This is a genomic window from Rhizobium sp. LjRoot258 (genome assembly GCF_964254185.1).
In the GTDB taxonomy this organism is placed as follows: Bacteria; Pseudomonadota; Alphaproteobacteria; order Rhizobiales; family Rhizobiaceae; genus Rhizobium.
In genome coordinates this window covers 748,326-772,526 of sequence record NZ_CAXUST020000002.1, presented here as the reverse complement: position 1 = coordinate 772,526, position 24,201 = coordinate 748,326, and the positions used below count along the sequence as shown (strand labels likewise).

Here is a 24,201-nt window from a genome sequence, read left to right as displayed (position 1 = left end):
TTTCCCCGACTGGCCGCCATCAGGCGGCCTCTTTTTTTGCCACCTGCAGAATCATCGACGAAAAAAAGCCGCCCCGGAGGCGGCCTCTTGAGTTCAACTCAGGCCCTGCCCTATTCCTTCGTCGCGCCCGCCATCAAACCGCTCATCAGCATGCGTTGCAGGGCGGTGAACATTACAAGGACGGGCAACACAGAAAGCACGGACATGGACAATAGCCGTGGCCAGTTGATGCCAAAACGCCCGACCGTATTTGCAAGCGCAACCTGGACGGTCCATTTGTCCTGATCGCTGATGATCAGGAATGGCCAGAGATAATCATTCCAGCGCCATACGAGATTGAAGGCGAGCAGCGTGCCGATCGCAGGTATGGCAAGCGGCACGATGATCCGCCAGAGAATGCGCCACTCCGGCGTCCCGTCGAGGCGTGCTGCCTCGAGAAGGCTGTCGGGAATGTTGGTGATGTACTGTCGCATCAGGAAGACCCCGGTGGGCGTCGCTGCCGGCGCGATGATGATACCTGCGAGTGTATCAAGAAGATTGAGATCGCGCAGTACCAGAAAGACGGGGATCATGACGATCTGCAGCGGCACCATCAGCGACGACATGATGAGCAGGAAGAAGAGCGTATCACCCTTGAACCTGAATTTCGCCAGTGCATAACCGGCCATGACGCTGATGGTGACGGAAAGGAGCGCCGAGAGCACGGATACGATGGCCGAGTTACGGAAGAAAATCAGGAACTTCGCGCGTGACACGGTATCAATGAAGTTCTGAAGCGTCGGCTGCGCCGGGAAAATGGTCGGCGGCCACTGGAAAATCTCCTGTTGCGACTTCAGCGACGAGAGGAAGAGCCAGACCGGCGGCATCAAAAAGACAAACAGAGTGAGCGCAACGAAGGCCAGTCGCCAGGGAGAGTAGATCCGCGTCATTTTTCACCCCGCGATACACGCAGCTGGAAGACGGTCAGAAGCAGGAGGATGATGAACAGAACCATCGATTGCGCGGCGGCGACGCCTGCCTGCATCGGCTTTTGAAAGGCGGTGTCATAAATCGTCTGAATGAGATAGACCGTCGCCTTGCCGGGGCCGCCTCCAGTCAGCGATACGACCAGCTCGTAGACTTTGAAGGCCTCGATCGAAGACAACACCAAAACGACTGCCAGCGTTGGCTTAAGAAGCGGAAGCGTAATGTGTGTGAACTGCCGCCACTTGCTGGTGCCATCGATTGACGCTGCCTCGTAATAGTCGCTGGAAATTGCGGTCAGGCCGGCGATAAAGATCATCATGTTGAAGCCGGCTTGCGCCCACACCCAGGCTATGACCATCGCCACTTGTGCCATCGTGTCCTGCTCCAGCCATGGGATCGGGGCGATGCCAACCAGTGAAAGCAGGTAGTTGACCAGGCCGTTGTTTAGACCGAAGAGCCACCGCCAGGCAACGCCGATGATCAGCAGACTGATCATGGAAGGAAAGAAGACGACCGTGCGGACGACGGCGAACAGCTTGGTCTGCGGTGCCAGAAGAAGTGCCAGCGAAAGCGAGACAACGATGTTCAGCGGAACGGCGATAACGACGAAGAGGACGGTCTTAAGCAGCGAATTCTGGAAATCGCCGTTGCTGAGGAGCCCGATGAAATTTTCAAGTCCCACATATTGCGGCAGGGTATTCGGCACCTGTGGAACGACCACCACGCCGCGCTTGAAAAAGGCCATGAGCAGGCCTTGGACCAACGGATAGAGCGTAAAAGTGATGAGGAGAACCATCGTCGGCAGCATGAGCAAATATGGCCAACCGAGGCTCCCCAGACCGACTCGACGGCCTTTCGGCACTGGGTGGGGACCCAATGCCGAACTGCCTTCTTCTATCATGACCGCAGTCACTTGCTGGCCTCAAGTGAGGCGTCGGCCGCCTTCTTGATCTGTGAAATGGCCTCTGCGGAGGAGATCTGTCCGGCGACGGCCTGAGTGACAGCCGTCTTTACGGTACCCCAGACGGCTTGCATCTGCGGCCAGGCCTGGTCGGTTGCCGCATAAGCCGGGCTGGCGTTCAGCTCGTTCTGCATCGCTTTGATCGCTTCGGTCGCTGCCGGATTATCATACTTGACAGCCGGCGCTTTCAGATTTGCCGGGATCGTGCCGAAGGTCTTGGCGTACTGCGCCTGGATTTCCGGTGAGGTGATCCACTTTATGAACTCGACGGCTTCCGGAAGATGCTGACTGGTATTGAAGGCGACGATATAGTCACCGCCATAGATCGACGACGCCACGGTGCCGCGCGGCGTCGGTCCGGCCTGCCATGCAAAATGTGCATTATCCGCCAAGCCGGCGATCTGCCAGCTTCCCGACATATAGGCTACAGCCTGACCGGCGGTGAAAAGTTCCTTCGGGTTGTCCGAGCTTGCACCGGACCACAGGCCGGGCGGCATGGCAGCCTTCGTGATGTCGACGAACTTGTCGAGCGTGGTCGTCCACGCTGCCTCGTCCATGACGACCTTCACAGGTTCTTTCTCGGTATAGATATGGTTGCCGTATTGATACTCGTGGACGATCCAGCGGCTTGCCGAAACGTCCCAGACCAGCGGATAGCGGGTGCCGGACTTTTCGGCGACTTCCTTGATCTTCGGAACAAATTCATCCCAGGTCCATCCGGTCGCCTGATCTGGGATCGCAACGCCGGCCTTCTTGAAAGCGTCGACGTTCAAGAAGACGCCGGTCGAGGTCACTCGGAGCGGTGCGGCGATGACCTTGTCGCCGAGTTTGGCACCATCGCCCCAACCCTTGACGAAGTCGTTGATCCATTCGGGCCCGATCTCTTTGTTGAGATCGACGAGGAAGGGACGAATGACCGGCTCCATGGAAGACGTGAGTGACAAATCCGGCATGATGCCGGAGGCCGCGTACTGCTGGAATTTTTGGATCATCCCATCATAAGGGGTGATCTCAAGGTCGAAGGTCGTGTCTGGGTGCAGTTTCGTATACTGATCGAGCAGGGCGCGCGTGTTCGCCTCTTCCTGATCGTTGTCGACGTACCAGACGATCTTTAGCTCGGATGCTGCTGCAAGCGAAATCGTCATCGCCATGGCAGTTGCTGCCATCATCAATGTCTTGAGCGGTTTCATAGGGTTCCCCTTTTTGGCTCCTCATTTTTAGAACTCTGCCAACTCGGCCTACCGTTTCGCTCCCTTCAAGCCGATTGTTTGTTCGTAACCATGACGAATTAAATACGAGTTTTCGATGGTGTCAACATAAACAACTCGACTGATGGCACTTAGTTCGTCCTGTTGACGAATAAACTGGTGCGCCTTAAATGTTGGCAAAGCGAAAGGGGACGAAATGGACATTTCCGTCGAAGCAAATGGCACTGATCTGCAGCAATTCATCGACAGGCTGGCTGCCGCCGGCGGCGGAACTCTTCTACTGCAGGCGGGACGGCACCTCATGGGGCCGATCCGGCTTGCAAGTGGCGTAACGCTGTCGATTCCCGAGGGGGCGATACTCGAATTCGTGCCTGACTATGAGCTTTATAGCGGAAATTCGGTGGGCGTGATCGCGGAAGGGTCCAACCGTGCTTATATCGTGGCTCATGGTGCGCGTGATATCGCGATCGTCGGCGAGGGAAAGATCGTTGCCTCAGGCCACGCTTTCAATACCGGCTTCGATGAAACGGTCGGCACCTTCACACCGAGCGAGAAGCGCCCGAGAGTCCTTGTATTCGAGGATTGCAACAATGTCAGGCTCGAGGGCTTTACGATCGAGGACTCTCCGATGTGGACGGTTCACCTCGTCCGCTGCCACGATGTGACCCTCAAGAACACGAAAGTCTTCAACAATCGCCAACTTCCGAACACGGACGGGATTGTCATCGACAGTTGCAGCAACGTTGCCGTGAACCATGTCGTCATTCGCACCGCCGACGACGGAATCTGCCTGAAGACGAGCCGAAGTGAAATGGGCATCGGACGCTGCGAGAAGATAGAAGTCGCAGATTGCATTGTTGAGAGTAAGAGTTGCGCATTGAAAATAGGTACCGAGAGTTTTGGCGATATCCGCGATGTTCGTTTTACGCGTTCGAAAATCCAGGAATCAAACCGCGGCCTCGGCATTTTCTCCCGTGATGGCGGCGTGATCGAAAATGTTGTCTTTTCGGATATAGAGGTCGACTGCCACGAGACTCCCGACGGCTTCTGGGGCTCAGGTGAGCCGTTGACGATCACCCAACTCGACCGTCGCCCGGAATTGCCAGCGGGGATCGTTCGAAACGTGCGGGTGGAGAACATCACCGGCCGCTGCCATGGCGCGATTAACCTCTTTGCCGAAAAAGCCGGAGGCATCCAAGGGGTCACGCTTCGAAATGTGCATCTGAAAATGGACGAAGGTCCGTTGGGAACGGCCAGACAATACGATCTTCGCCCGACCAACGCCGATCTGACACCTCCGGAGAATGTGGTGGGGCGCGGCAACGCGTGGCTGCGTGGCGCCGACGGAAAGATAGTCGGGCTTTTCGACTATCCCGGCGGGATGCCGACACTCTTTGCACACAAGGTCACAAAGCTAATGCTAGACGATATCGACATTCAGCGTCCTGCATCGTTGCCGACCGGGTGGAGTAAGTTGACGTCTGTCTTGGAGGATTGATGGCGGCGAACCCTCCGATGCCTTATCTCGGTGTCTCATCCGCGCGACATCTGAGCCTCGCAGGACGAGATGAAGATTATCCAAGCGAGATCGGCCGCGCTGGACGCCAGGGCCATGCCAGCGACATTGCGATGGCAGTGCGGGAGCCTCGGTCAGGTCAACCAGCACATTGCGAAGCTATGGTGGCCGAATATCGACGCGGTCGTGAAGCCTAAAGCCCAGCCTCTTCGGCGATACTCGCAACACGTGGTTCTCGGTTCCAGGCAGCGTAAGTCGAAAACAGCCCAGGACTCCGAGCGCAGGCTCAAACGTCGACCCTTACTTACGCTTGTTGTGACTGATGCGCTCTAAACGACACCAAATCGCTCAAGCATCTTCTTGAGTTGCAGGTTCTGCCGATGAAGATGCACTGCCCATAACCGCTTGAGCCGTCTGTTCTCAGCATCAAGGGCAATCACCTCATCAAGGGAGATCGAACTCTGAATGGTTTCGGATTTCTCACGCGAATCCGTCGTCTTGCCCGTCTTCATACGGCCAGTCTCACGAGCCGGCTTGCGTTTTAGGGATTTTCCATCGGCTTTCTTCGATGTTGGTTGTGGCTCCAATGCATCCCCGCTCGCGGGCATCTGTGCAACAACGACCTTGTTCGCATCGTCGGCCTTCTTTGACAGTGTCCCTTCAACGTTAATCCTTGCAGCTGAAGGCATACCTTCCGACCTGCCGTCAGCGTCCCTGACATGTCCAGAAACCGAATCTGTATGGAGCTGGGTAGGCCCGCTTTCCGCTGCGACCTGCGTGTGCGGCGCTTCAGCCGACGAAAACAGATGCGGTGCCCTGTCTTCCACCTCGCGGGTCAACGCTTTAAGGTCCGTGCTGCCCCAAATTGATGCCGCCTGCGCCTTCGGCAGTCGTCGTCCTCCCTTGATTTCTACCACGAACTGTCGTTGTCTTGTTTTCATATTGTCTGGTGTCCCGAGCATATCGCAAGATCGGCGCCGACTAGCGCCTTTTAAAGCCCTGCCTTCTGCCGAATACAGAACCAGGCAGGATGGTTCAAGAAGGGTGAGGCCACGCGAAAAGCCTTACGCCATGAAGGGCCTCGCACAGGCGATCATTGTGAGACCCCGCGAAGCGCAAATGTAGAGGCTGAAGACCGATCATTTCGGGCCGGGACGCTCCAGCAACCACAAAGAGCGCGGGATCGATCCAAACCAACCTCAGTCTAACCCGAGACGTTTGCGCAGTTCGGCGTTTTCCGTCCGCAACTTTTCAGCCAGAGCTTTGCGAAGCTTAAGGTTCTCCTCTTCGAGTTGAATGAGATCCTCGAACGCATCGACAGCGGCAACTGACTTCTGCTCGGCTTGCTGGACAGGCTTGGCGGCTCGTTTCCAAAGATAGTACGTCTGCTCCGAAATGCCGGCCTTTTTGATGGCGTCCTTGAGCGTACCGCTGCCCCCGGAGGCTTGCATCTCGATTAGCTTCAGCTTCTCGATTTTTTCCTTGTCGGTGTGCTTCCTTGGCTTGGCTGCTGGCGCCTTTGGAGCCGTGGCTTGGGTGGCTTCGTGAGGCGATTGCGCAGCTGTTTTCTGGCCGCGAGGCGATCGTTCTTTTTTGGGCGCCGGTATTTTCACCTCGCCAGCAGTATCCGCCATTACGGCAATAGGTCCGGTTTCACTCTCGTCAGCCATCAACAACTCCCTCGTTAAGACGTTTCTTTTCATCCCAGTGAACCAAAGAGTCAATGAAGCCACACCAAAGTTCGCCAGGGAAACCTTCAAGCCAATATGTGTTTGGTGTCGAGAAGCTCATCCAACAGCACCTGCACCTTGTGCCAATCCAAAAAAGCGCGGTGACGATTTGTCGATGTAGGAGATCGGAAGGCAGGCTCACGAAACATCAAACCGCTCAAGCATCTTCTTAAGCTGAAGATTCTGCAAATAGAGCTTTTGAGCCAATAACCTTTTCATCTGCTTGATTTCCTCGTCGAGGCCCGCCACTTCATCGAAGAGGCTAGGCTCCTTGAAAGTCAAGGATTGAGCGCTTTGATCTTCGTTTATGTCAACAGCGCTCTGCGTGGCCGCCCGGACGCGGGCTCGCTTCGGGCGTTCTGGACGCTTGTTCCGCGGTATTCGTGGAGACTGTGTGCGTGTCTCGCTCACCTGCACGAACGCATGCGCTCCAGCACCTGAATGATCGGCCTGATCACTGTTCGATATGCGAAGTTCCTCAACACTGGCTGATGGCAGCTCAGCTCGTGTGACATCGACATCGTCTTCAGGTTCATTTGAAGCCGTCGCCATTTGACCAACTGGGACGTCCGCATCGTGCTCAGGTTTGTCGGAGGCGTCCCTTGAATCCGAAGGCAGCGCCGACGGGTGTTCGACTTCGCTTTCGAAAGCTTCGGGGACCGGATCATCTCCAATCGAGCTCTCTTGTGCTTCTGCCTGCCGTCGCCCCGACCTGAAGCCAACAAGATATTTCCATGGTGATTTCATCGCGTTTCAACCTTGCAACCAGCACCGCGATGCTGCTGCAGCTTCCAATACAACGTCATGCGTCGTTCCGCCGCCGGCTCACGACGTGAACTCGGTGAATTTCCCTGCCGAAAATGCAGTGACCGAGGGGTCGTTCTCACGACCCGGCCACCTGCCCCACGCGCTGGTTAATCAAGTCCGAGCCGCTTGCGCAGTTCGGCATTTTCCTTGCGCAACTTTTCCGCCAGCGTTCTACGAAGCCTCTGGTTCTCCTCTTCGAGTTGAACAAGATCTGCCATCTCATCGATTGCCAGAACAGACGACTTTGCCGTTTGTTCAATTTGCTTCGCAGTCTTCTTCCTTCCGGCACTCTTGATGGTGGCGTTGAGCGTGCTCGCGCCTTCAGTGACTTTCGTCTCGATCGATTTGAGCTTGCCTGCTCTATCTTGTTCGCCACGCTTCCCGGGTTTTCCCGTCGGGGCCTTCGCACTCGTCGCCTTTGATGCAGCTCGAACCGGTGCGACAGCCGTCTTTTGACTCCGTGGTGCACGCTGCTTCTTGGACGATGCGGGTGTTTTTACGGGGGCATCATTCTCAACAACTTCAGCAATCAAGTCTGGATTATTCTCGTCAGCCATCAGCTATCTCCCTCTGTAGCCAAGCCACCTTTCGACCTAGTGAAAGACGGAGTCAAGACAAGTGCTACGGATCGCTGACTGCTCTCCTGCAAAGGCCAGATTTTGAAGATCATGGGAAAGGTCGAAAAACTGTCCCGCTGCTGGTCCTGAAAGGATATCAATCGGCAGCCCCGCAATTTACCCCCAGGCACACAGCCGCTCACGAGACGACATTTCTGTTTCGTTACGTTTGCAGAAAGCCTCTCAATCCGGGCCGCTTTGCTCCGGCGAAAGCATGGGGCTCAGCGGAGGGCCAAGACCATGACTAGGCGTAATAGTGCCGCGGGAAGTACTGTGGCGTTGGTGATGCGCAAGCAATTCACAAAGCCCGCGCAACTTCATAGCCGCCATCAAGATGACTGCAACACGCATTTCCATCGCATCGTCATTGACTCAACTCCTGGTGAAATAGCGCTCACCAGCTCACGCTATTGCAATACCCCCGATCCCCGCTATGGTCGGCGCGCTGGGGCTATAACCGAGGATACGAATTTGCCTAAAGGTACCGTGAAGTTTTTCAATCAGGACAAAGGGTTCGGCTTCATTCAGCCAGAGGACGGATCAGGAGACAGCTTTGTCCACATCTCTGCTGTTCAACGATCCGGCCTTGAAAGCCTTCGGGAAGGGCAAAAAGTCGGTTACGACGTTGTGCAGGATCGCCGATCCGGCAAGTCTGCAGCCGAAAATATCCAAGTGCTGTAGTCGGCGCTTTTGCGCCCTCTCCTCTGAAAACTCGCCGTATTGTCTCAGCTACCGACCAGGAGCGCGCTGAGCGCGAAAGCAGCTGGCCCTGACATGGTTTAGCCACACCAGGGACAGCTAAAGAATCTCGGCCTAGTCCCTTGGGCCACTCCAATGGAGCAAAAACAAACAACCAAAAGCTCGGCGATATGAACGCGCCAATATGGCCGTCATCCTTGTCGGACTGATCTCGAAGCCGGTCCCCAGCCCCTTTAGATCATGATGCGGCCGCCTGGCGCAAATTTTACCGACGGAATTGTTCAAGGAGGCGCATCAAGAGCCATGGCGCCTACGTCGTGCACGCGCTGCTGTCGATATGTGACGTGTTGGTCGGCGTCAATCGCGCCCCGCTGAATGGGATGCCGACCGGTCGAACGCGCCGCTGCGATCATCGCTATCTGTGCTGCGCCGGCGCCGAAACATTGATCGCGCAGCTCTGATCTTTCATCGCTCGGGCGGCGGTCTCCGCACAGACGGCCAATGCCTCCTGATTGGCCCGCACGAGGTTGCTCGCCGCAACAAGATTGCTCCAGTCTTTGGGGCTTCCAGACCGCATCAGCGAGATTCCGGCATTCCAGCGATCGGCATTCATGATGATTGCGGCGAGGCTGACATCGACCGACCCCGGCAGCATGCGCGGCGCCAACAGCACAAGGAGGCCACCGAGCAAAAGGCCGGCTGCGCCCGCGCCCAATATCCGCCAATTCTGCGAGCGCCGATCGCGGGCGCTCCTGATATAGTGGCCAAGCTCGGCCGAGATGCGCTCGAGATCGCGGCCTCTTGCGTCGAGCATTCGGCCGGCATTCGCCAGAACCCGATCAGCGACATTCTCAAGCACCCGCGCATGATGATCCACACCGTTTCTCAGCGCCGGCGACTTCTCGATGGCATCGAGGCGTTCCGCAACAATACCGAGCTGCTGGACGATGCGGCCGAGGTCGGGACCGTAGTCGGCAGGCTGCTGAAATCGCTCGAACTCCTCGAACGCCGTTTCCACGCCCTTTCGAATGATGGTCATTTCACTGCCAAGCTCACGCGCCAACGTCTCGACCGTCAGCTGCAGGGCGTCGAATGCCTGTGCCGGATCGCCGTCGTCCTGCTCTTGCCGCTCGGACTGCGGCGTTTCATGCGTCATGCGACCTCCTATCGTTCAAACTCCTCGCCGCGCCCGCGCGACCGGCTTTGCTCGATCTCGCGGGCAATGATCTGCTCGCGGCGGACATGACTGATGCCAAGTTCCCGGCTTCGGTTGCGAAGAATGAGTTCGACCTGCGGGTCCGCTTCGAGGCTCTTGGCCATGCCCAGCATCAAGGCTTCAACCTTGTCGCGCGTCGCCCCATGCTGCCAACCGTGACGTCCCCGGCGCTCCTGCCGCAGTTCCTGCCACCGCTGCACGAAGCGATCGGCGCGAATGTCCGGGTCGGCGAGCGCGGCACGTTCGCGCTCCATGCCGTCGATGAGCTGATCGGCGCGTTGCCGGCCGGAGAATTCAGTCATGGCCCGCACTGTTTCGGGGTCATGTTGGAGGGCCGACGCCATCAGCGCGGCCGCTCCCGGCCGAAGGCGGTCGAGTTCGCGGCCTGCGTGCTGCAGTTCCTGCTTCTGCGTTTCGAGCATCGGCAGACCTGCCAGCAGGTTTCGATCAGCTGCAGCGAAGGCCCGCGCATAGCGATCGACGGCCCGCTCGATATCGGATGGTGGTCGCAAGCGCTCGGATTGCCTCTCCTCGCCGACCCTCTGCTCCACGACAGGTGATCTTTCGCCACCCTCTCCTCTCTCTGCGCTCTGCCGGGCCGCTGCGCCCGGTCCGAGCGTCAAGCCATCGAACATCCCGCGGTGTCGCTTGCTGGCCTCTGTTGACCGCTGTCGACCAATGCGTTCATGGTCCAGCGAGAGAGAGCCGCTCCCCCGCGCCTGCTGAGGCGCCGATGCCAGATCGATTTCGCTGCGAACACCGAAATGCTCTGCAACGCCGCGCCGCTCCGCGAAGTCCTTCACATAGTCGATGACGCTCTCCTTGGCGCCGGACCGCGAGAGCCGTTCCGACAGTTGTCCATAGGCGAGCTCCTCCGCACTACGAACCTTCCAGATGTTCCGCTCTGCGGTCGTGCCGTCGGGCAGCCGCACCGTTTTTGAACCGGCATGCTCAAGGCCAATCCTGGCACCGATTTTGGGCGTGGGCGTCGCATCCTTCATCGCCCGTTCGAGATCCACACCCCAGATCGTGTGCTTGCGGCCGCGGTCGTTTTCCAGCGTCACGTAATAGCTGTCGCTGCTGTTCGGCTTGTGCTCGTAGGGCGCCTTGCCGTGCGCGATCAGGCGGCCGGCCCGCCGGTCGGTGAACTCGTCGCGGGAGGCATACAGGCTCACGTTATCCCTGTGGCGCGTCATCGCGACATAGGTGAGATGCCGGTTCATGGTCCTTGAGGCGAGCACGAAGGCGCGGTCGACCGTAGCGCCCTGGTTCTTGTGAATCGTCGTGGCGTAGCCATGATCAAAGGACTGGTAAGCATTGACCAGGACTGAGACGGAACGAGCTTCCATTCCCGGTTCAAGCACCTTGCCGTCGATTTTCACATGTATCGCGTTTGGCTCGACGTCCGAGACAGTTCCCAGCATCCCATTTTTCACGCCGAGATCGCGATCGTTCTGGAGGAACACGATCCGATCACCTGCCGCAAACGACCGCATGCCGTCCTTCGTCTGATAGCTGATCTCGCGCGCCGGTCCGTCGGCGCTGTTCTCCTCTTCGCCTTTCGCCAGCGCTCCGCGTTCCTGTAGAGTCGTCCTGATCGCCTCGTTGATCGCACGGACATCGGCGCGCCGGTGAGCCATTGCCACGCGGCTGTCGTCGGGATGCTGGTCGCGATCGGTAAGGTAATCACGCACAAGCGTTGCACGTGCCTCCTCGAGGCCGTCGCTGAAACGGATTGCGCCATGCCCATGGTAGTTGGCAAGCCCCTCCTTCGTCCGATGCGTAGCAAAGGCGATGGAGGCCTCCCGCTGCCAGTCTGAGCGCTGGCGGCGGATCTCCGATAGATCCGCATGACCGACCTGCTCGGCAATCGCCCGGAAGGGCGCGCCGGCCGAAATTGCCTGCAGCTGCTCGTGATCGCCGACAAGCACGATCTTCGACCCACGCGCCTCCGCCTCATCAACGAAACGCGAAAGCTGGCGGCTTCCGACCATGCCAGCCTCATCGATGACGATTACGTCGTTGCGGCGGAGCTGGTCGCGGCCCGCCTCCCCGCCAGGCGGATGCCAGCGCAGATCCCAGGAAGCCAGAGTGCGGCTCGTGATCCCGGAAGATTCCTCCAGACCTTCGGTCGCCTTGCCCGACAGGGCGGCGCCATGCACCTTGTAACCCTGCGCCTCCCACGCCTCGCGCGCAGCGGCAAGCATCGTGGATTTGCCCGCACCGGCGAAGCCGACGACCACCGAGATGCGCTCCGGGCCGGTGATATATTCGATCGCATGCCGCTGCTCGTCCGATAGCCGCGCCGCCTGGACCTGCCGCTGACGCTCGCCGACATCCATCTCGCCGCGCTCGACCTTGCCACCCGTATCACTGGCGACGCTCCTGCGAATGGCCATGTCCTGCCGTTCGATCGCCTGTTTCACATGATGACGATCGACCCGGTGGGTCTGCGTCTCCGCAAGCCCGACTGCGGTTCTGGCCAGCGCCACTTCAAGCTCGAAGAGCTCCCGCGTCGTGTAGCGGGCAAGCTCTGACACCTGCGAGCCATGCCGCTTTTGCGCCTGGAGCTCAACCAGTGCCGGCGACGCCATCACGGCCGCAAATGCGTTCTGGAATGCCTGCACATCATCGCTGATGAAGCGATGCAGGATCCGCGCGACATCATGGCGATCAAAGACGCTCTTCTCATGCGTCAGCAGAGTGAGGATCTGCTCCGGCTTCGCGCGGATGAGCTCGGCGTTCCGCCGCGCAGCCTCGCTGTCGATCCGCGCCCGCTCAACCTGCCCGCCGCGCCGCTGCACGTTCGTCGCCCTGACGCCCATATGCTCGGTTGGCTCAATCTCAAGCCCGCGCTCGGCATGCGACCGATGGTCGATACGGATATCGAGGCCGGCGATCGCCAGTTCGCGGTTCACCATATGCTCCCAGGAGCGCCGGATATCGACCAGCTGCATCTGCGTCGTCGGCAGACCGCGGGGCAGCAGCTCCTTGTTGGCAAGCTCCAGATAGGTTTTGCCGCCAAGCCCCTCCGCCATTACCTGCCGCGTCGTCATCATGACATGCGCATGATGATTGCGAACGTCGCCCATCGGATGCGGCGCATGGATGGCGAGATCCACCGCTGCGCCGTAACGATTGGCGAGATCCTGCGCGAAGTCTCGTGGCAGCTCAAGCCGCGCCTCCTCCGACAGCTCATGCGGAAGCGCCAGCACGAACTCGCGGGCCACGCGGCTATCTTTGCGGAATTCGCGCTTCTCGACCGTGTTCCACAGGGCCGATCGGTCGTACGCCCATTCCGCCTCGATTCCCTCCGGCAGCACGATCTCCGAATGCTCGACGCCTTGGCGGTTGCGGTAGTCATGCACGAGCCCGTCGCGCTCGTTCGTCAGCTTTTCTGCGGCACGATAAGCGGCGGCCGCAACCGAACTGCGACCGGACGAGCGGGAGATGGGCGACATCTGGCAATAGAATATAGCCAATGGTCTTGACCTCTTACGACCGCGTCAGCGGCGCAAGGGTTGTGCAACAACCCGTATTTGCGCCCTTTGGACCCGCAAAACCTACCGCTTATCCCTTCAATCGCACAAGTGGCACTAAACATTTTTTGCTCCTTTTACTTGCAAAAAGCTTCAATCTTCTAATAAATATTCAGCTCAAATGATCGCCCCAAATCACCGCGAGGCGTTTGCATCCACCAGAGAGGAAACGTCAGAAGGAGGAGCACCCGTGGCACGAAAGACGATTGAAGAGCGGCTCGCTCAACTCGAAGCGCAAAAGAGGGCGCTTCAAGCTCGGCTCGCCAAACAGGAACGAGCCGCTGACACTCGGCGCAAAGTCCTGCTTGGCGCCTTCATCCTGGATCGTCTGGCGAATGATGGTGACGAAGAGTTTTCCCGCCGCCTCTGCGAGTGCCTCCGCCGTGAGCTACCGCCCTTTCTGACCAGAGATGCAGACAAGGCGCTTTTTGCGGACATCCTTCAGCCGTCCTCTGCAGCCGTCAAGGACGCAAGCAATCGCAATGGTGCCCCATGAATCGCTTGGCGCCCGCTGGTGCTGCCTTTGCCAATATGTTGCGAGCGGCGATTCGAGACCCACTATGGGCTATGCTTGCGTTGGTCACCGCCCCAATTCGCCATGCCGAATATCTTGTGAAGACTGTCATCGGCTTTGTCGTCATCGTCCTCATAGCCGGCTTCGGCCTGCAATATCTCCTGCACGACCTCGCAGGTATTCAGAAAGGCGAATTCCTCTGGCACGTCGGCAACATCGCCTTCACACTGTTCGTCCTGCTGGTCCTCTTCCGCTTCATCAGCACGCCGCTGATTAATCATTTCGGACATTTGGAATCGGACACCCATGGGACGTCGCGCTTTGCTACCAAGTCGGAGGTCGCCGCTCTCACGCGGGCGCCGGCCGGCAAAGGCCTGCTGATTGGCCGCGATCCGAAATCCGGCAAGCTCATCCACTATGGCGGCCAGTCCCATTTGCTCACGATCGCTCCGACCCGCACCGGCAAAGGCGTCGGAACGATCATTCCCAATCTGCTGACCGCCGATCGATCGGTGATTTGCATCGACCCCAAGGGCGAGAACGCAAAAATCGCCCGCCGCACCCGCCGCGCTTTCGGTCCGGTGCATGTCCTCGATCCTTTTGGAGTGACCTCGGAACCGACAGCCGCATTCAATCCACTGGATGGCGTCGATTCCGAAAGTCTGGACGTCGCGGAGGATGCGAGCACACTGGCGGAGGCGCTCGTTTATGACGAACCGGGGATGGCCGGAGAGGCGCACTGGAACGAGGAAGCCAAGGCCCTGATCGCCGGCATCCTTCTGATGATCGTCATGCGGGAGACCGGTAGCCAGCGCAATCTGTCGACGCTGCGCGCGTATCTGACCCTGCCGCCGGAGGCCTTCGCGGCGCTCCTTCGGCGCATGCAGGAGATGAGCGAGGCCGAAGGCCTGATTGCTCGCGCCGCCAATCGCCACCTCGCCAAGTCCGACCGCGAGGCAGCGGGCGTTCTCTCGGTCGCCCAGCGCCATACCCATTTCCTCGACAGCCCTCGCATGACCAGGGTGCTCGGCCGCTCTGACTTCCGCTTCACCGATCTCAAGAAAGACAATGGGACGGTCTTTCTGGTCTTGCCACCGGATCGGCTTTCCACCCATTCGCGGTGGCTGCGTCTGCTCGTCACCCAAGGCCTCCTCGATATGGCCCGAACGATGGACAAGCCTGGCCTTCCGGTGCTGTATATACTCGACGAGTTTGCCTCCCTCGGCCATCTCCCCGCGGTCGAGCGCGCGATGGGGCTAATGGCCGGCTACGGCGTCCAGCTCTGGCCGATCCTTCAGGACATCCATCAGCTTCGCGCCACGTATGGGGAGCGCGCCGGCACCTTCCTGTCCAACGCTGGCGTCCTGCAGGTGTTCGGCGTCAACGACAACGACAGCGCCCGCCTCGTCTCAGACCTGCTCGGACAGGAGACCGTGGTCTTCCAGGCGGTGGGTCGCGCTCTTGATTCCGAAAAATCCGGACTTTCGTTCAGTGAGCAGCACGTTGCGCGACCGCTGCTGACCCCAGACGAGGTTCGCAATCTGCCGAGAGATGCAGTGCTGCTATTCCTGGCGGGCCAGCACCCGATCATCGGCCGCAAGTTGCGCTATTACCGTGATCATGAATTCAAGGGGAAGTTCGATCCAGAGTGACGGGCTTGACGATTGGTCTTCAGGCGCGAGACCGGAAGAGTGCCAGGAGGACTATAGTCTCACGAACTGGAGGGCGGCTGACGAAAACGACCTTCATGGCATAGGTGATGCGAGCAATGATCGATCTTTATCTGACGGCGGCACGCAGGGCGGGGAAAGATAGATCAAGGCTCGTGGAACACGACCGGTGGAGCCGGCGTGCGGAGGAACCGAATTTGTTCGAGCGCAGTGAAACGAAGCGGAAGCAAACTTGCAGGGGCCGCGCGGCCTTGAGCTGGCTTTGTCCGTCCGGCACGATCGGCCGATCTGAACAGACAGGTTTTCCTCGCGTGTGGCACCCATTTGTTCCGCATCGGCAATCACATCGGTCGCCGAGGCCATGAGACGTTTTGAGGGATTTTCGATGCGGGTGATGCGAGCCCTGACGCGGCACCACGTGAGGATCCAATCGTCAATTTGCGTTTGGCACGGCCGAATGGCTCGTCTTGACAGTTGGCGCCCCGCTGGATGCGGGGCGCCGCTGGCCGATCATCGCGACCAGATGAGCTTGTGTTCGCCCTTGTCGCCCTGGACCAGTGAGGCGTAGACCGGAGCCGTGAAGGACGGATCGTCGAGCTTGAGCGAAAGGTATTCAGCGCCGGTTTCCCGAGCTGTCCGGCTCCAACCTGCGCCGAGTTCGACGCCGCCTGCGGTGACACGGAAGTCGGGGGCCTTGTCGTTGTCGCGGTCGCAGGGCTTGATGCTGGCCTTGACGTTGAATGCGAGGGTTTTGATCGCACCGGTGTACGTGCCGTTTTCATCGCGGGTGAAAGTACCGATCTGAGCCATTGTCTTATCTCCTGACTGTTCGTCGAAGCCGCCCCATGCGGCCTCGATAGCGGTCGTTGGGCGACGGACCGGATGACTGCACCCCATGGGCCGTAGCGCAAGCGGAGGACGGCGGCAGCCGAGCTTGTTGGGCCGCGAGGAATGTGGCGAAGCCGCAGGGGAAGAAGGTCGGAGAAGCCGTTGCAGGCCAAGGACGGACAGGCGCCAGACCAGCCAAAAGAGAGGCCGTAGGGGCTTCAGCAGCACTGTCGAACGAGATTGACGCTGGCGATCGGCATTATCCGGTATGTGTTCGGCACAAGCGGCGCCCTCCGACCCCGCACTAAAGCGCGATAGCGGGCCCCAAGCCGCTGATGAATCACGAGTTCCCCGGCGGCGTCCGCATGGACGCTTTTCTTTCCCATGCGGGACAGACTGTGTGGATCAGCCGAGTGTTTGGCTGGCGAGCGCATAGGTTCTTGGTTGGCGTGGCGCGTCACCTTCACGTACTTTCAGCCAACGCCGCCCCAGCGACATGGTTGTCACGGTGTCGTAAACGGGGAGACCGCAGCGCGACAGAAAATCGGAAAACCTGCCGTCTTTCTCGCGGGTATCGAGCCGCAGGAAGGAGGCTGCATGTCGGGCCGCGTGCGGATGAACCACGGCGATTGCATCTTCGTCGTTGGTGGCGACTACCGGCCCGATTACGTGGCCACGCCCAAACCGCCGACAAAGCGAAAAGGCTTCCATCTTGCCGCCGCGTATCAGCCCGATGCCCTCAGAGCATGCCAGCAGTCCGACAAGCAATATCCTGCGATCTGCACCGAAGGCGGCCTTGTCCAATTCGACGATGGTATCCAGATCCCCAGGCTCCAACGGCCGCCGCACGCTGCCGGCGGGGGCATCAAGTTCCGGTGGAGCAACCGCTTCACCATTGCACTGATAGACAGTCGCCTCTCGGGTGAAGTTCAGGGAGAGGTACAGACGCCGCGCGGCTCGCGTGGCGTTGAGTCCAAGGTCCCGTCCGGCGACCCGATCCAACACATTGCCCATCAGCCATTGCCCCGCACCGTTGGATTGCAGGCGGGGAGAGGTAATCACCATACCGATCGTGGCAAAATGCTCATCATAGGGAAACCACATCGCAGAACCCATTATGCGGCCGATTTCGTCCATCGCAACGATGCCCTCGCCGACTTCCCGCAGGAACTGCCAGTCTTCGGCGCGGTGCGGCCATCCGACAGAAATCGATAGTGCATGCAGCTGGTCGAGATCTGTGGTGTTGAGATCGGCAATGCGCATATCGAAACTATCGACAACTCTCGATTCCCTTGGGACCACGTGCGTTCCTCCCGAACACCGATCTTCACGCCGAACGCGATATCTCGCATCGGCAGGTCGACTTAAAGGTATGCCCGAACAACCGATAGAAATTGCTTGTGAGGCTACTGCAAACACAACAATCGACCAAATCTACCGCGATTTCGGCATGTAACGCCTGGGTTGATGTCTAGACTCGACGAAACAGGCTCGAGCCGGCGACACCGCCGTGAGAAGTTAAGAGATTAGAGATGTCGCCTCCGGTTAGCTCCGTTTCCAGTTCCTCCAGCATTCCATCCCGTGCCGACGTCGTCGTCATTGGTGGCGGCATGGCCGGCGTGGCGGCCGGCTATGAACTGGCGCGCCGAGGAACGTCTGTCGCCATCATCGAGAAAGGCTTGGTATCGGGCGAGCAATCGAGCCGCAATTGGGGATGGTGTCGCCAGCAGAACCGCGATCCGCGCGAACTGCCGCTCGCCCAGCTCGCGATGCGTATCTGGGCGGGACTGAATGCTGAACTCGGCGAAGAAACCGGCTTTCGCCGCACGGGTCTCGTTTACGCTTCTGGCAACCCAGCAGATATCGCAAGTTGGGAGAAATGGGGCCAGATCGCTCGTGTTTTCGACGTAGATACGCGCCTGCTAACGAGTGCGGAGACGGCTGCCCTCTTGCCTGGAAACAGCCGCAACTGGCTCGGCGGCGTGCATTCCCCAACCGACGGCCGCGCCGAGCCGCAGCTTGCGGTTCCCGCTCTTGCCCGCGCCGCCCAGCGCGTCGGCGCCATCATCGTCCAGAACTGCGCCGTACGCGCATTCGAGACCGAGGCCGGCTGCATATCCGGCGTGGTGACGGAACAAGGCCCGATCCGCTGCGCAGCCGTCCTCGTCGCTGGAGGCGCCTGGAGCGGCATGTTGCTGCGCCACCAGGGCGTCCGCTTCCTGCAGGCCTCAGTGAAGTCCACATGCTTCTACACCGAACCGGCCGCAGCGGTGACCGAAGGCGGTATTTCGATGCAAAATGTCGCGCTGCGCCGTCGCCTCGACGGCGGCTACACGGTGGGCTTGAGCGGCCAGGGGGAGTTGCAGATCACCCCCTGGGGGCTGATGCAGGCGAGGGCCTTCTGGCCGACCTTCCAGGTGCGCCGCAAGGGACTGACTTTTGCCATCGGACGCCAGTTCTTCGAAGGGCCGGAGGCGCTTCGCCGCTGGAAGTCCGACAGCGTCTCGCCCTTCGAGCGCATCCGTGTGCTGGATCCGGCACCCGACCGGCACCTGATCGACAGGGGGCTCGAAAGATTGCAGGAAATCTATCCGCAGCTAGCCGGCCTCAAGGTCGCGCAGGCATGGGGCGGCATGGTCGATTCGACCCCGGATGCGATTCCGGTTATCGCCCCGGTCAAGGCGCAGCCCGGCCTTTTCATCGCCTCCGGCTTCAGCGGTCACGGCTTCGGCATCGGTCCCGCGGCCGGGCGCCTTGCAGCCGACCTCATTCGAGGCGACACGCCTTGCGTCGATCCGACACCCTATCGCTACGAACGCATGATCGACGGCACCGATCTCGGCAAGCCGGGTATGCTGTGAGGACCACGATAATGCCGGCAATGGAAATCCTTGAAACGCTTGTTGGCTTCCCCTCCGTCGTCGGTACGCCCAATGCAGGGATCGTTGCCTGGATCCGCGATTATCTGCAAAGCCACGGCATCGACGTCACCATCCTTCCCGGCCCGGAGGGTGACCGGTCGAACCTCTTCGCCACCATCGGCCCGAGGGAAGTGCCGGGCTATATCCTTTCGGGCCATATGGACGTGGTCCCGGCTGCCGAGAGTGGCTGGACGAGCGATCCCTTCCGGCTGCGCGCTGAAGCAGGCCGCCTATATGGTCGCGGCGCGACAGACATGAAGGGTTTTCTTGCCGCTTGTCTTGCTGCCGCTCCTAGCCTTGCGCAGGCACCGCTCCGGCGGCCGATCCACTACGCTTTTTCCTATGACGAAGAGGCGGGCTGCCGAGGCGTACCGCACATGATCGCGCGCCTGCCGGAGCTCTGTAAAACTCCGCTCGGCGCCGTCATCGGCGAGCCGAGTGGCATGCGCGCGATCCGCGCGCACAAGGGCAAGGCAGCCGGCCGGTTGACGGTCAAGGGTCGTTCCGGTCATTCCTCACGTCCCGACCAGGGGTTGAATGCCATTCATGCCGTCGCTGGCGTGCTCGCCCAGGCGGTGACGCAGGCCGAGCGGCTGGCACGGGGTCCCTTCGAGCCCGTGTTCGAGCCGCCCTACTCCTCTCTCCAGATTGGCACGCTGAGGGGTGGACAGGCGGTCAACATCATTCCGGATTGGTGCGAGGCCGAGTTCGAGGCACGCGCAATTTCCGGCGTTGATCCCGTCGCACTGCTCGCACCCATCCGGGCGACGGCCGATGTGCTGTCGGAACAGGGCTTCAAGGTCGAATGGCAGGAACTCAGCGCCTATCCGGCGCTTTCGCTTGCCGCCGATGCGCCCCTTGCAACGCTATTTGAGGAACTGACCGGGCGCAAGCCGCTCGCCGCCGTCAGCTATGGTACAGAAGCGGGGCTTTTCCAGCAGGCGGGCATCGATGCGATCATCTGTGGGCCTGGCGACATCGGACGCGCCCACAGGCCGGACGAATTCATCTGCGCAGACGAACTCTTCGCCTGCCAGGCGGTAATCGAGGCGCTCGGCGCCCGCTGCACCGCCTGACGATCAAGAAGGAGTTCCGCTATGACCTTCCTCTTCAACTCCGATGCCACGCGCGGAGCAATTTTCGCCGAAGCGTTCGCGCGCGAACTGCCCGACGTTCCCTTTTCACTGGACCCGGTGACAGTCGATCCGGAAGCGGTGCGGTACCTGATTACCTGGACGGTGCCGGAAAATCTCGCGCGCTATCGCAATCTCGAAATACTCTTTTCCATCGGTGCCGGCGTCGATCAGTTTCGCATCGATGCGGTTCCTGCGCATGTGAAAGTAGTACGGATGGTCGAGGACGGCATCGTCCGGATGATGCAGGAATACGTGGCACTTGCGGTGCTCTCGCTTCACCGTGACCTGCCCGCCTATCTGAACCAACAGCGACTGCGGTCCTGGCAGGCAATCGCACCGGTCCAGGCTTCAGAACGCCGCATCGGCGTGCTCGGCCTCGGCATGCTCGGCACGTCGGTGCTCGAACGATTGAAGCCCTTCGGTTTCCCGCTGTCCGGCTGGAGCCGCAGCCCGCGCGAGATCGGCGACGTCAGGTGCCTGAGCGGCCGGGACGGACTGGACACGCTACTGCGCTCAACCGACATCCTCGTCTGCCTACTGCCGCTGACGGATGAGACGCGGTGCCTCCTGAGCGCAACGCTCTTTGCGCAACTCCCGGCCCGTGCCGCGCTCGTCCATGTCGGCCGAGGTCCGCAGCTCGACCATCAAGCTCTCCTTGAGGCGCTTGACAGCGGCCATCTCAGCGGTGCGGTGATCGACGTCACCGATCCGGAGCCTCTGCCCCCGGACCATCCCTTCTGGATCCATTCGAAAATCCTGCTGACGCCGCATATCGCAAGCGTCACCCAACCTGAAAGCGCCGCTGCGGCGGTGATCGAAAACATCAAGCGCTTCCGCGCTGGCCTCGACCCGGTCGGGCTGGTCGATCGCCACCGCGGCTACTAAGTTGTCAACCCACCGGAAAGGAAACCCATGTCCCTCTTGAAGACGATCGATACCGATCCATCCTTCGCGCCGCGCGAGTCCGTCGCCCTCCCGGACCGCCTGATTTCCGGCGATCCGTCCTTCAAGACCTGGGCGCAGGACGTCGCCCGCGGGGAGATGATCCACACGGGCGTGTGGGAAGCGACCCCGGGCGAGACGCGCTCGATCAAAGGCGAGACTTTCGAATTCTGCCATATTCTTTCCGGTGTCGTCGAACTCAGCCCGGAAGGCGGCGCGCCGGTCGTCTACAAGGCCGGCGACAGCTTCGTCATGAAGCCGGGCTTTGTCGGGGTCTGGAAGACGATCGAGACTGTGCGCAAGATCTATGTGACCGTGATGTGACGCCGATGCGGCGCGACCCGATCATCTTCGAGGCCTACCGGAACGGCTACCTGCTCAGCACCGATCGCACTCGCCTCGATCCGGCAACGGTCCACCGCTTCCTGGCGGGCGATTCCTACTGGGCCCTCGGCATGACGCTCGAGCAGCTGCAGCGGGCCTTGGACCATTCACTCCCCATCGGCATCTACGCCGAAGACGGCACGCTCGCCGGCTTCGGCCGTTTGGTCACCGACTATGCCATCTTCGCCTATCTGCGCGATGTCTTCACGCTGCCGGCCCATCGCGGCCGGGGGCTTGCATCCTGGCTTGCCGACGAGATCCGCAATCATCCGGAACTCGTCGACGTCACCAGTTGGATGCTCGCGACGAGGGACGCGCACGCCGTCTACGAGAAGGCCGGCTACCGACGGGCTCCGCATCCCGAATACTATATGACCGTGCCAAAGCCTGACGAGGCGGAGGCGCGCGAGCCATAACCGGGGGTTATGGATTCCTCTCATGTCTTTCGTGGTTTCGACTGCTGCTTGCGCGCATCCTCTCATTGACCACACAGGAGACGCGCCATGACTTATCGCATTGGCGTCGACGTCGGCGGGTCCTTTACGGACTTTGCCGTGTTCGACACAGGCACCGGAAACCTCGCTACACTGAAGGTCTTCTCGCGGCCGGATGCGCCTGGCGAGGAGATTCTCTCTGCTCTCGACATGCTCTCCAAGCGCGACGGAATTGAGCCGAGCGAGGTCTCCTATTTCACGCATGGAACGACCGTCGGCGTAAATACCGTCATTGAGCGCAACGGCGACGACATTGCTCTTTTCACCACGAAAAATTTCGAAGACGTGCTGCAGGTCGCGCGTCTCAAGATCCCCGAGATCCACAATCTCTATTCCGTGCGTCCGGAACCGCTGATCAGCCGCGACCGGGTGTTCGGTATCGACGAGCGTATCCTGGCGAGCGGCGAGGTTCTAAAGACGCCCGATGAGAAGGACGTGGCCTGTGCCATCCAGGCGGCGATCGAAGCCGGTTGCAAGGGGATCGTACTCGCCTTTCTGCATTCCTACCGCAATGCTGCCAACGAGCATGCCGTCAAGTCGATGATCGAGCGGCTCGCACCGGGGCTGCCCGTCATATCCTCGGCTGCCACCTGGCCGATCATCCGCGAATATGAACGTACCATCACGGCCGTGATCAGCGGCTACGTCCAGCCGCGTGTCGCCAATTATCTCGACCGCTTCGAAAAGGTACTGCGCGAGCGCGGCGTCGCCTGCCCACTGCTGATCACCAAGACCAACGGCGGCGTCATGGGCATCGATCAGGCTCGCTCACAATGCGTCCAGATGATCCTGTCCGGCACTGCCTCGGGCGTCATCGGTGCCGGCTATCTGGCCAAGGCGAGCAGCTTCGAGCGTATCATGAGCCTCGACATCGGCGGCACCAGCGCCGACGTCGCCGTCATCATCGATGGCGAGGCGCAATACGGCACAGGCGAACTGATCGGTGATTTCCAGATCCATGTCCCGTCAGTATCGGTAAGCTCGGTCGGCCAGGGCGGCGGTTCGGTCGCCTGGATTGATCGGCTTGGGCTTCTCCATGTCGGGCCTCAGAGCGCCGGCTCAACTCCTGGTCCCGCCTGCTACGGCCGCGGCGGGACAAAGCCGACGATCACTGACGCGATGGCGGCCGCCAATCTCATCGGCCATATGCCGCTCGGCTATGGTGCCGTGAATGTCGATCACGCCGCATCGCGAGCGGCTCTTGCCCCGCTCGCCGAAAAGCTCGACACCAGCGTCGAGGAACTTGCCGGCAATATTGTCGATATCTCGGTGTCCGGCATGTATGCGGAGGTAAGCGCGCTCGTCTCGCGCTTTGCCATCGACCCGCGCGAGTTCCACCTTTTCGCCTTCGGTGGTGCCGGCGCGATGCTCGCCTGCTTTCTCGCCAGGGAGCTCGACATGCGGGGCGTCGTGGTGCCGCCGACCCCTGGTGTCGTGTCCGCCTACGGTGGGCTCATCGCCGATCTCAAGAACGACTTCGTCCGCACGGTCTATTGCGAGGTGACGGGCGAGGCGCTGGCCGATCTTTGCGCAACCCTCGAGGCGCTTGAAGTGGAGGCGCGCGCCTGGCTCGAGACACAGGGCTACAGCGGGCGCGGCAGCATTCGTCTCTCGGCGGACATGCGTTACCTCGGTCAATCCTTCGAGATCGAAACGCCGATCCAGCCTGCCTGGCTTTGCCACGGCGATGCCGCTGCGATACGAGCCGCGTTCCACCAGGAGCACGATCGGCTCTATGGCCACCGCGACGAGACCGCCGACGTCCAGATGGTCAGCCTGCGTCTCGTCATTGCCGGCGCCACGCCGAAGCCGCCGCTGAATCCCATTGCTGTCGCCGAAGCTCCAGCCGCGCCGCGCCTTCACGTCGAGGGCTGGTTTTCGGGCCGCAGTTGGGTGACTGGCGTCTATCACCGCGCCGACCTGGCCGCAGGCCATCGCTTCCGCGGCCCGGCGATCGTCGCCCAGGACGACACGACCACCATCGTGCCGCCGGCCTTCGAGGTCCTCGTCGACCGCTTCGGCAATCTTGTTATCACCAGGACGGAGCTCTGAT

21 protein-coding genes are annotated in these 24,201 nt (G+C 60.3%); 10 read left to right on the top strand and 11 right to left on the bottom strand.

From position 1 onward, the window contains the following. Positions 1 to 110: 110 nt before the first annotated feature. The 3 genes from ACSQ9D_RS24500 to ACSQ9D_RS24490 all read right to left on the bottom strand — a co-directional run bounded on the left by ACSQ9D_RS24500 (position 111) and on the right by ACSQ9D_RS24490 (position 3,117). On the bottom strand, positions 111 to 929 hold the full coding sequence (locus ACSQ9D_RS24500) for a carbohydrate ABC transporter permease (protein WP_037123952.1): 819 nt from the start codon (positions 927 to 929) through the stop codon (positions 111 to 113). Then, positions 926 to 1,774: a carbohydrate ABC transporter permease gene (locus tag ACSQ9D_RS24495; protein ID WP_436284476.1), complete on the bottom strand. Its 849-nt coding sequence runs from the start codon at positions 1,772 to 1,774 to the stop codon at positions 926 to 928. The genes ACSQ9D_RS24500 and ACSQ9D_RS24495 overlap by 4 nt, the downstream gene beginning before the upstream one ends. A gap of 101 nt (positions 1,775 to 1,875) precedes the next feature. After that, on the bottom strand, positions 1,876 to 3,117 hold the full coding sequence (locus tag ACSQ9D_RS24490) for an ABC transporter substrate-binding protein (RefSeq protein ID WP_436284475.1): 1,242 nt from the start codon (positions 3,115 to 3,117) through the stop codon (positions 1,876 to 1,878). Positions 3,118 to 3,331: 214 nt separating this feature from the next. Here ACSQ9D_RS24490 and pglB point away from each other — a divergent pair, with 214 nt between their 5' ends. Beyond that, the gene (pglB, locus tag ACSQ9D_RS24485; protein ID WP_436284474.1) at positions 3,332 to 4,633 is read left to right on the top strand and encodes a polygalacturonase PglB; all 1,302 of its coding nucleotides are present in this window, start codon (positions 3,332 to 3,334) and stop codon (positions 4,631 to 4,633) included. Between the two features lie 347 nt (positions 4,634 to 4,980). On the opposite strand, the gene ACSQ9D_RS24480 is transcribed toward pglB, so the two are convergent. The 4 genes from ACSQ9D_RS24480 to ACSQ9D_RS24465 all read right to left on the bottom strand — a co-directional run bounded on the left by ACSQ9D_RS24480 (position 4,981) and on the right by ACSQ9D_RS24465 (position 7,745). Beyond that, complete coding sequence (locus ACSQ9D_RS24480) at positions 4,981 to 5,592, bottom strand: hypothetical protein (RefSeq protein ID WP_436284473.1); 612 nt, start codon at positions 5,590 to 5,592, stop codon at positions 4,981 to 4,983. Positions 5,593 to 5,850: 258 nt separating this feature from the next. Further along, on the bottom strand, positions 5,851 to 6,321 hold the full coding sequence (locus ACSQ9D_RS24475; protein WP_436284472.1) for a transposase: 471 nt from the start codon (positions 6,319 to 6,321) through the stop codon (positions 5,851 to 5,853). A 198-nt stretch (positions 6,322 to 6,519) separates the two neighbouring features. Further along, complete coding sequence (locus tag ACSQ9D_RS24470) at positions 6,520 to 7,128, bottom strand: hypothetical protein (RefSeq protein WP_436284471.1); 609 nt, start codon at positions 7,126 to 7,128, stop codon at positions 6,520 to 6,522. A 167-nt stretch (positions 7,129 to 7,295) separates the two neighbouring features. Next, positions 7,296 to 7,745 carry a SyrB-like regulator gene (locus ACSQ9D_RS24465; RefSeq protein ID WP_436284470.1) on the bottom strand — a complete coding sequence of 150 codons (450 nt, stop codon included), beginning with the start codon at positions 7,743 to 7,745 and terminating at the stop codon, positions 7,296 to 7,298. A 531-nt stretch (positions 7,746 to 8,276) separates the two neighbouring features. On the opposite strand from ACSQ9D_RS24465, the gene ACSQ9D_RS24460 reads away from it, so the two are divergent. Next, positions 8,277 to 8,486, top strand: a complete 210-nt coding sequence (locus tag ACSQ9D_RS24460) for a cold-shock protein (RefSeq protein WP_047520781.1) — start codon at positions 8,277 to 8,279, stop codon at positions 8,484 to 8,486. A 433-nt stretch (positions 8,487 to 8,919) separates the two neighbouring features. Here the strand turns inward: ACSQ9D_RS24460 and ACSQ9D_RS24455 are convergent, their stop codons facing one another. Together ACSQ9D_RS24455 and traA are read right to left on the bottom strand one after the other, a co-directional pair. Continuing rightward, positions 8,920 to 9,660: a DUF6118 family protein gene (locus tag ACSQ9D_RS24455; protein ID WP_436284469.1), complete on the bottom strand. Its 741-nt coding sequence runs from the start codon at positions 9,658 to 9,660 to the stop codon at positions 8,920 to 8,922. 8 nt (positions 9,661 to 9,668) lie between these two features. Beyond that, on the bottom strand, positions 9,669 to 13,202 hold the full coding sequence (traA, locus tag ACSQ9D_RS24450; protein WP_436284468.1) for a Ti-type conjugative transfer relaxase TraA: 3,534 nt from the start codon (positions 13,200 to 13,202) through the stop codon (positions 9,669 to 9,671). Positions 13,203 to 13,449: 247 nt separating this feature from the next. On the opposite strand from traA, the gene ACSQ9D_RS24445 reads away from it, so the two are divergent. Beyond that, entirely contained in the window at positions 13,450 to 13,755 is a 306-nt protein-coding gene (locus ACSQ9D_RS24445) for a mobilization protein (RefSeq protein WP_436284467.1), read from the top strand. Then, complete coding sequence (locus tag ACSQ9D_RS24440; protein WP_436284466.1) at positions 13,752 to 15,425, top strand: type IV secretory system conjugative DNA transfer family protein; 1,674 nt, start codon at positions 13,752 to 13,754, stop codon at positions 15,423 to 15,425. Before ACSQ9D_RS24445 ends, ACSQ9D_RS24440 begins: the two co-directional genes overlap by 4 nt. Positions 15,426 to 15,953: 528 nt before the next feature. Here ACSQ9D_RS24440 and ACSQ9D_RS24435 read toward each other — a convergent pair. Beyond that, positions 15,954 to 16,253: a DUF736 domain-containing protein gene (locus ACSQ9D_RS24435; protein ID WP_436284465.1), complete on the bottom strand. Its 300-nt coding sequence runs from the start codon at positions 16,251 to 16,253 to the stop codon at positions 15,954 to 15,956. Positions 16,254 to 16,676: 423 nt separating this feature from the next. Continuing rightward, positions 16,677 to 17,534, bottom strand: a complete 858-nt coding sequence (locus ACSQ9D_RS24430; RefSeq protein ID WP_436284464.1) for a GNAT family N-acetyltransferase — start codon at positions 17,532 to 17,534, stop codon at positions 16,677 to 16,679. A gap of 269 nt (positions 17,535 to 17,803) precedes the next feature. Between ACSQ9D_RS24430 and ACSQ9D_RS24425 the strand changes: the two genes are divergently transcribed. The 6 genes from ACSQ9D_RS24425 to ACSQ9D_RS24400 all read left to right on the top strand — a co-directional run bounded on the left by ACSQ9D_RS24425 (position 17,804) and on the right by ACSQ9D_RS24400 (position 24,200). After that, on the top strand, positions 17,804 to 19,132 hold the full coding sequence (locus ACSQ9D_RS24425) for an NAD(P)/FAD-dependent oxidoreductase (protein ID WP_436284463.1): 1,329 nt from the start codon (positions 17,804 to 17,806) through the stop codon (positions 19,130 to 19,132). A gap of 11 nt (positions 19,133 to 19,143) precedes the next feature. Next, positions 19,144 to 20,268, top strand: a complete 1,125-nt coding sequence (gene argE / locus ACSQ9D_RS24420; protein WP_436284462.1) for an acetylornithine deacetylase — start codon at positions 19,144 to 19,146, stop codon at positions 20,266 to 20,268. A 21-nt stretch (positions 20,269 to 20,289) separates the two neighbouring features. Then, the gene (locus ACSQ9D_RS24415; RefSeq protein ID WP_436284461.1) at positions 20,290 to 21,213 is read left to right on the top strand and encodes a 2-hydroxyacid dehydrogenase; all 924 of its coding nucleotides are present in this window, start codon (positions 20,290 to 20,292) and stop codon (positions 21,211 to 21,213) included. Positions 21,214 to 21,240: 27 nt separating this feature from the next. Beyond that, positions 21,241 to 21,594: a cupin domain-containing protein gene (locus ACSQ9D_RS24410; protein WP_436284460.1), complete on the top strand. Its 354-nt coding sequence runs from the start codon at positions 21,241 to 21,243 to the stop codon at positions 21,592 to 21,594. A 5-nt stretch (positions 21,595 to 21,599) separates the two neighbouring features. Beyond that, complete coding sequence (locus tag ACSQ9D_RS24405) at positions 21,600 to 22,070, top strand: GNAT family N-acetyltransferase (protein ID WP_436284459.1); 471 nt, start codon at positions 21,600 to 21,602, stop codon at positions 22,068 to 22,070. 87 nt (positions 22,071 to 22,157) lie between these two features. Beyond that, positions 22,158 to 24,200, top strand: coding sequence for a hydantoinase/oxoprolinase family protein (locus ACSQ9D_RS24400; RefSeq protein WP_436284458.1), 2,043 nt, complete (start codon positions 22,158 to 22,160; stop codon positions 24,198 to 24,200). Position 24,201 lies beyond the last annotated feature (1 nt).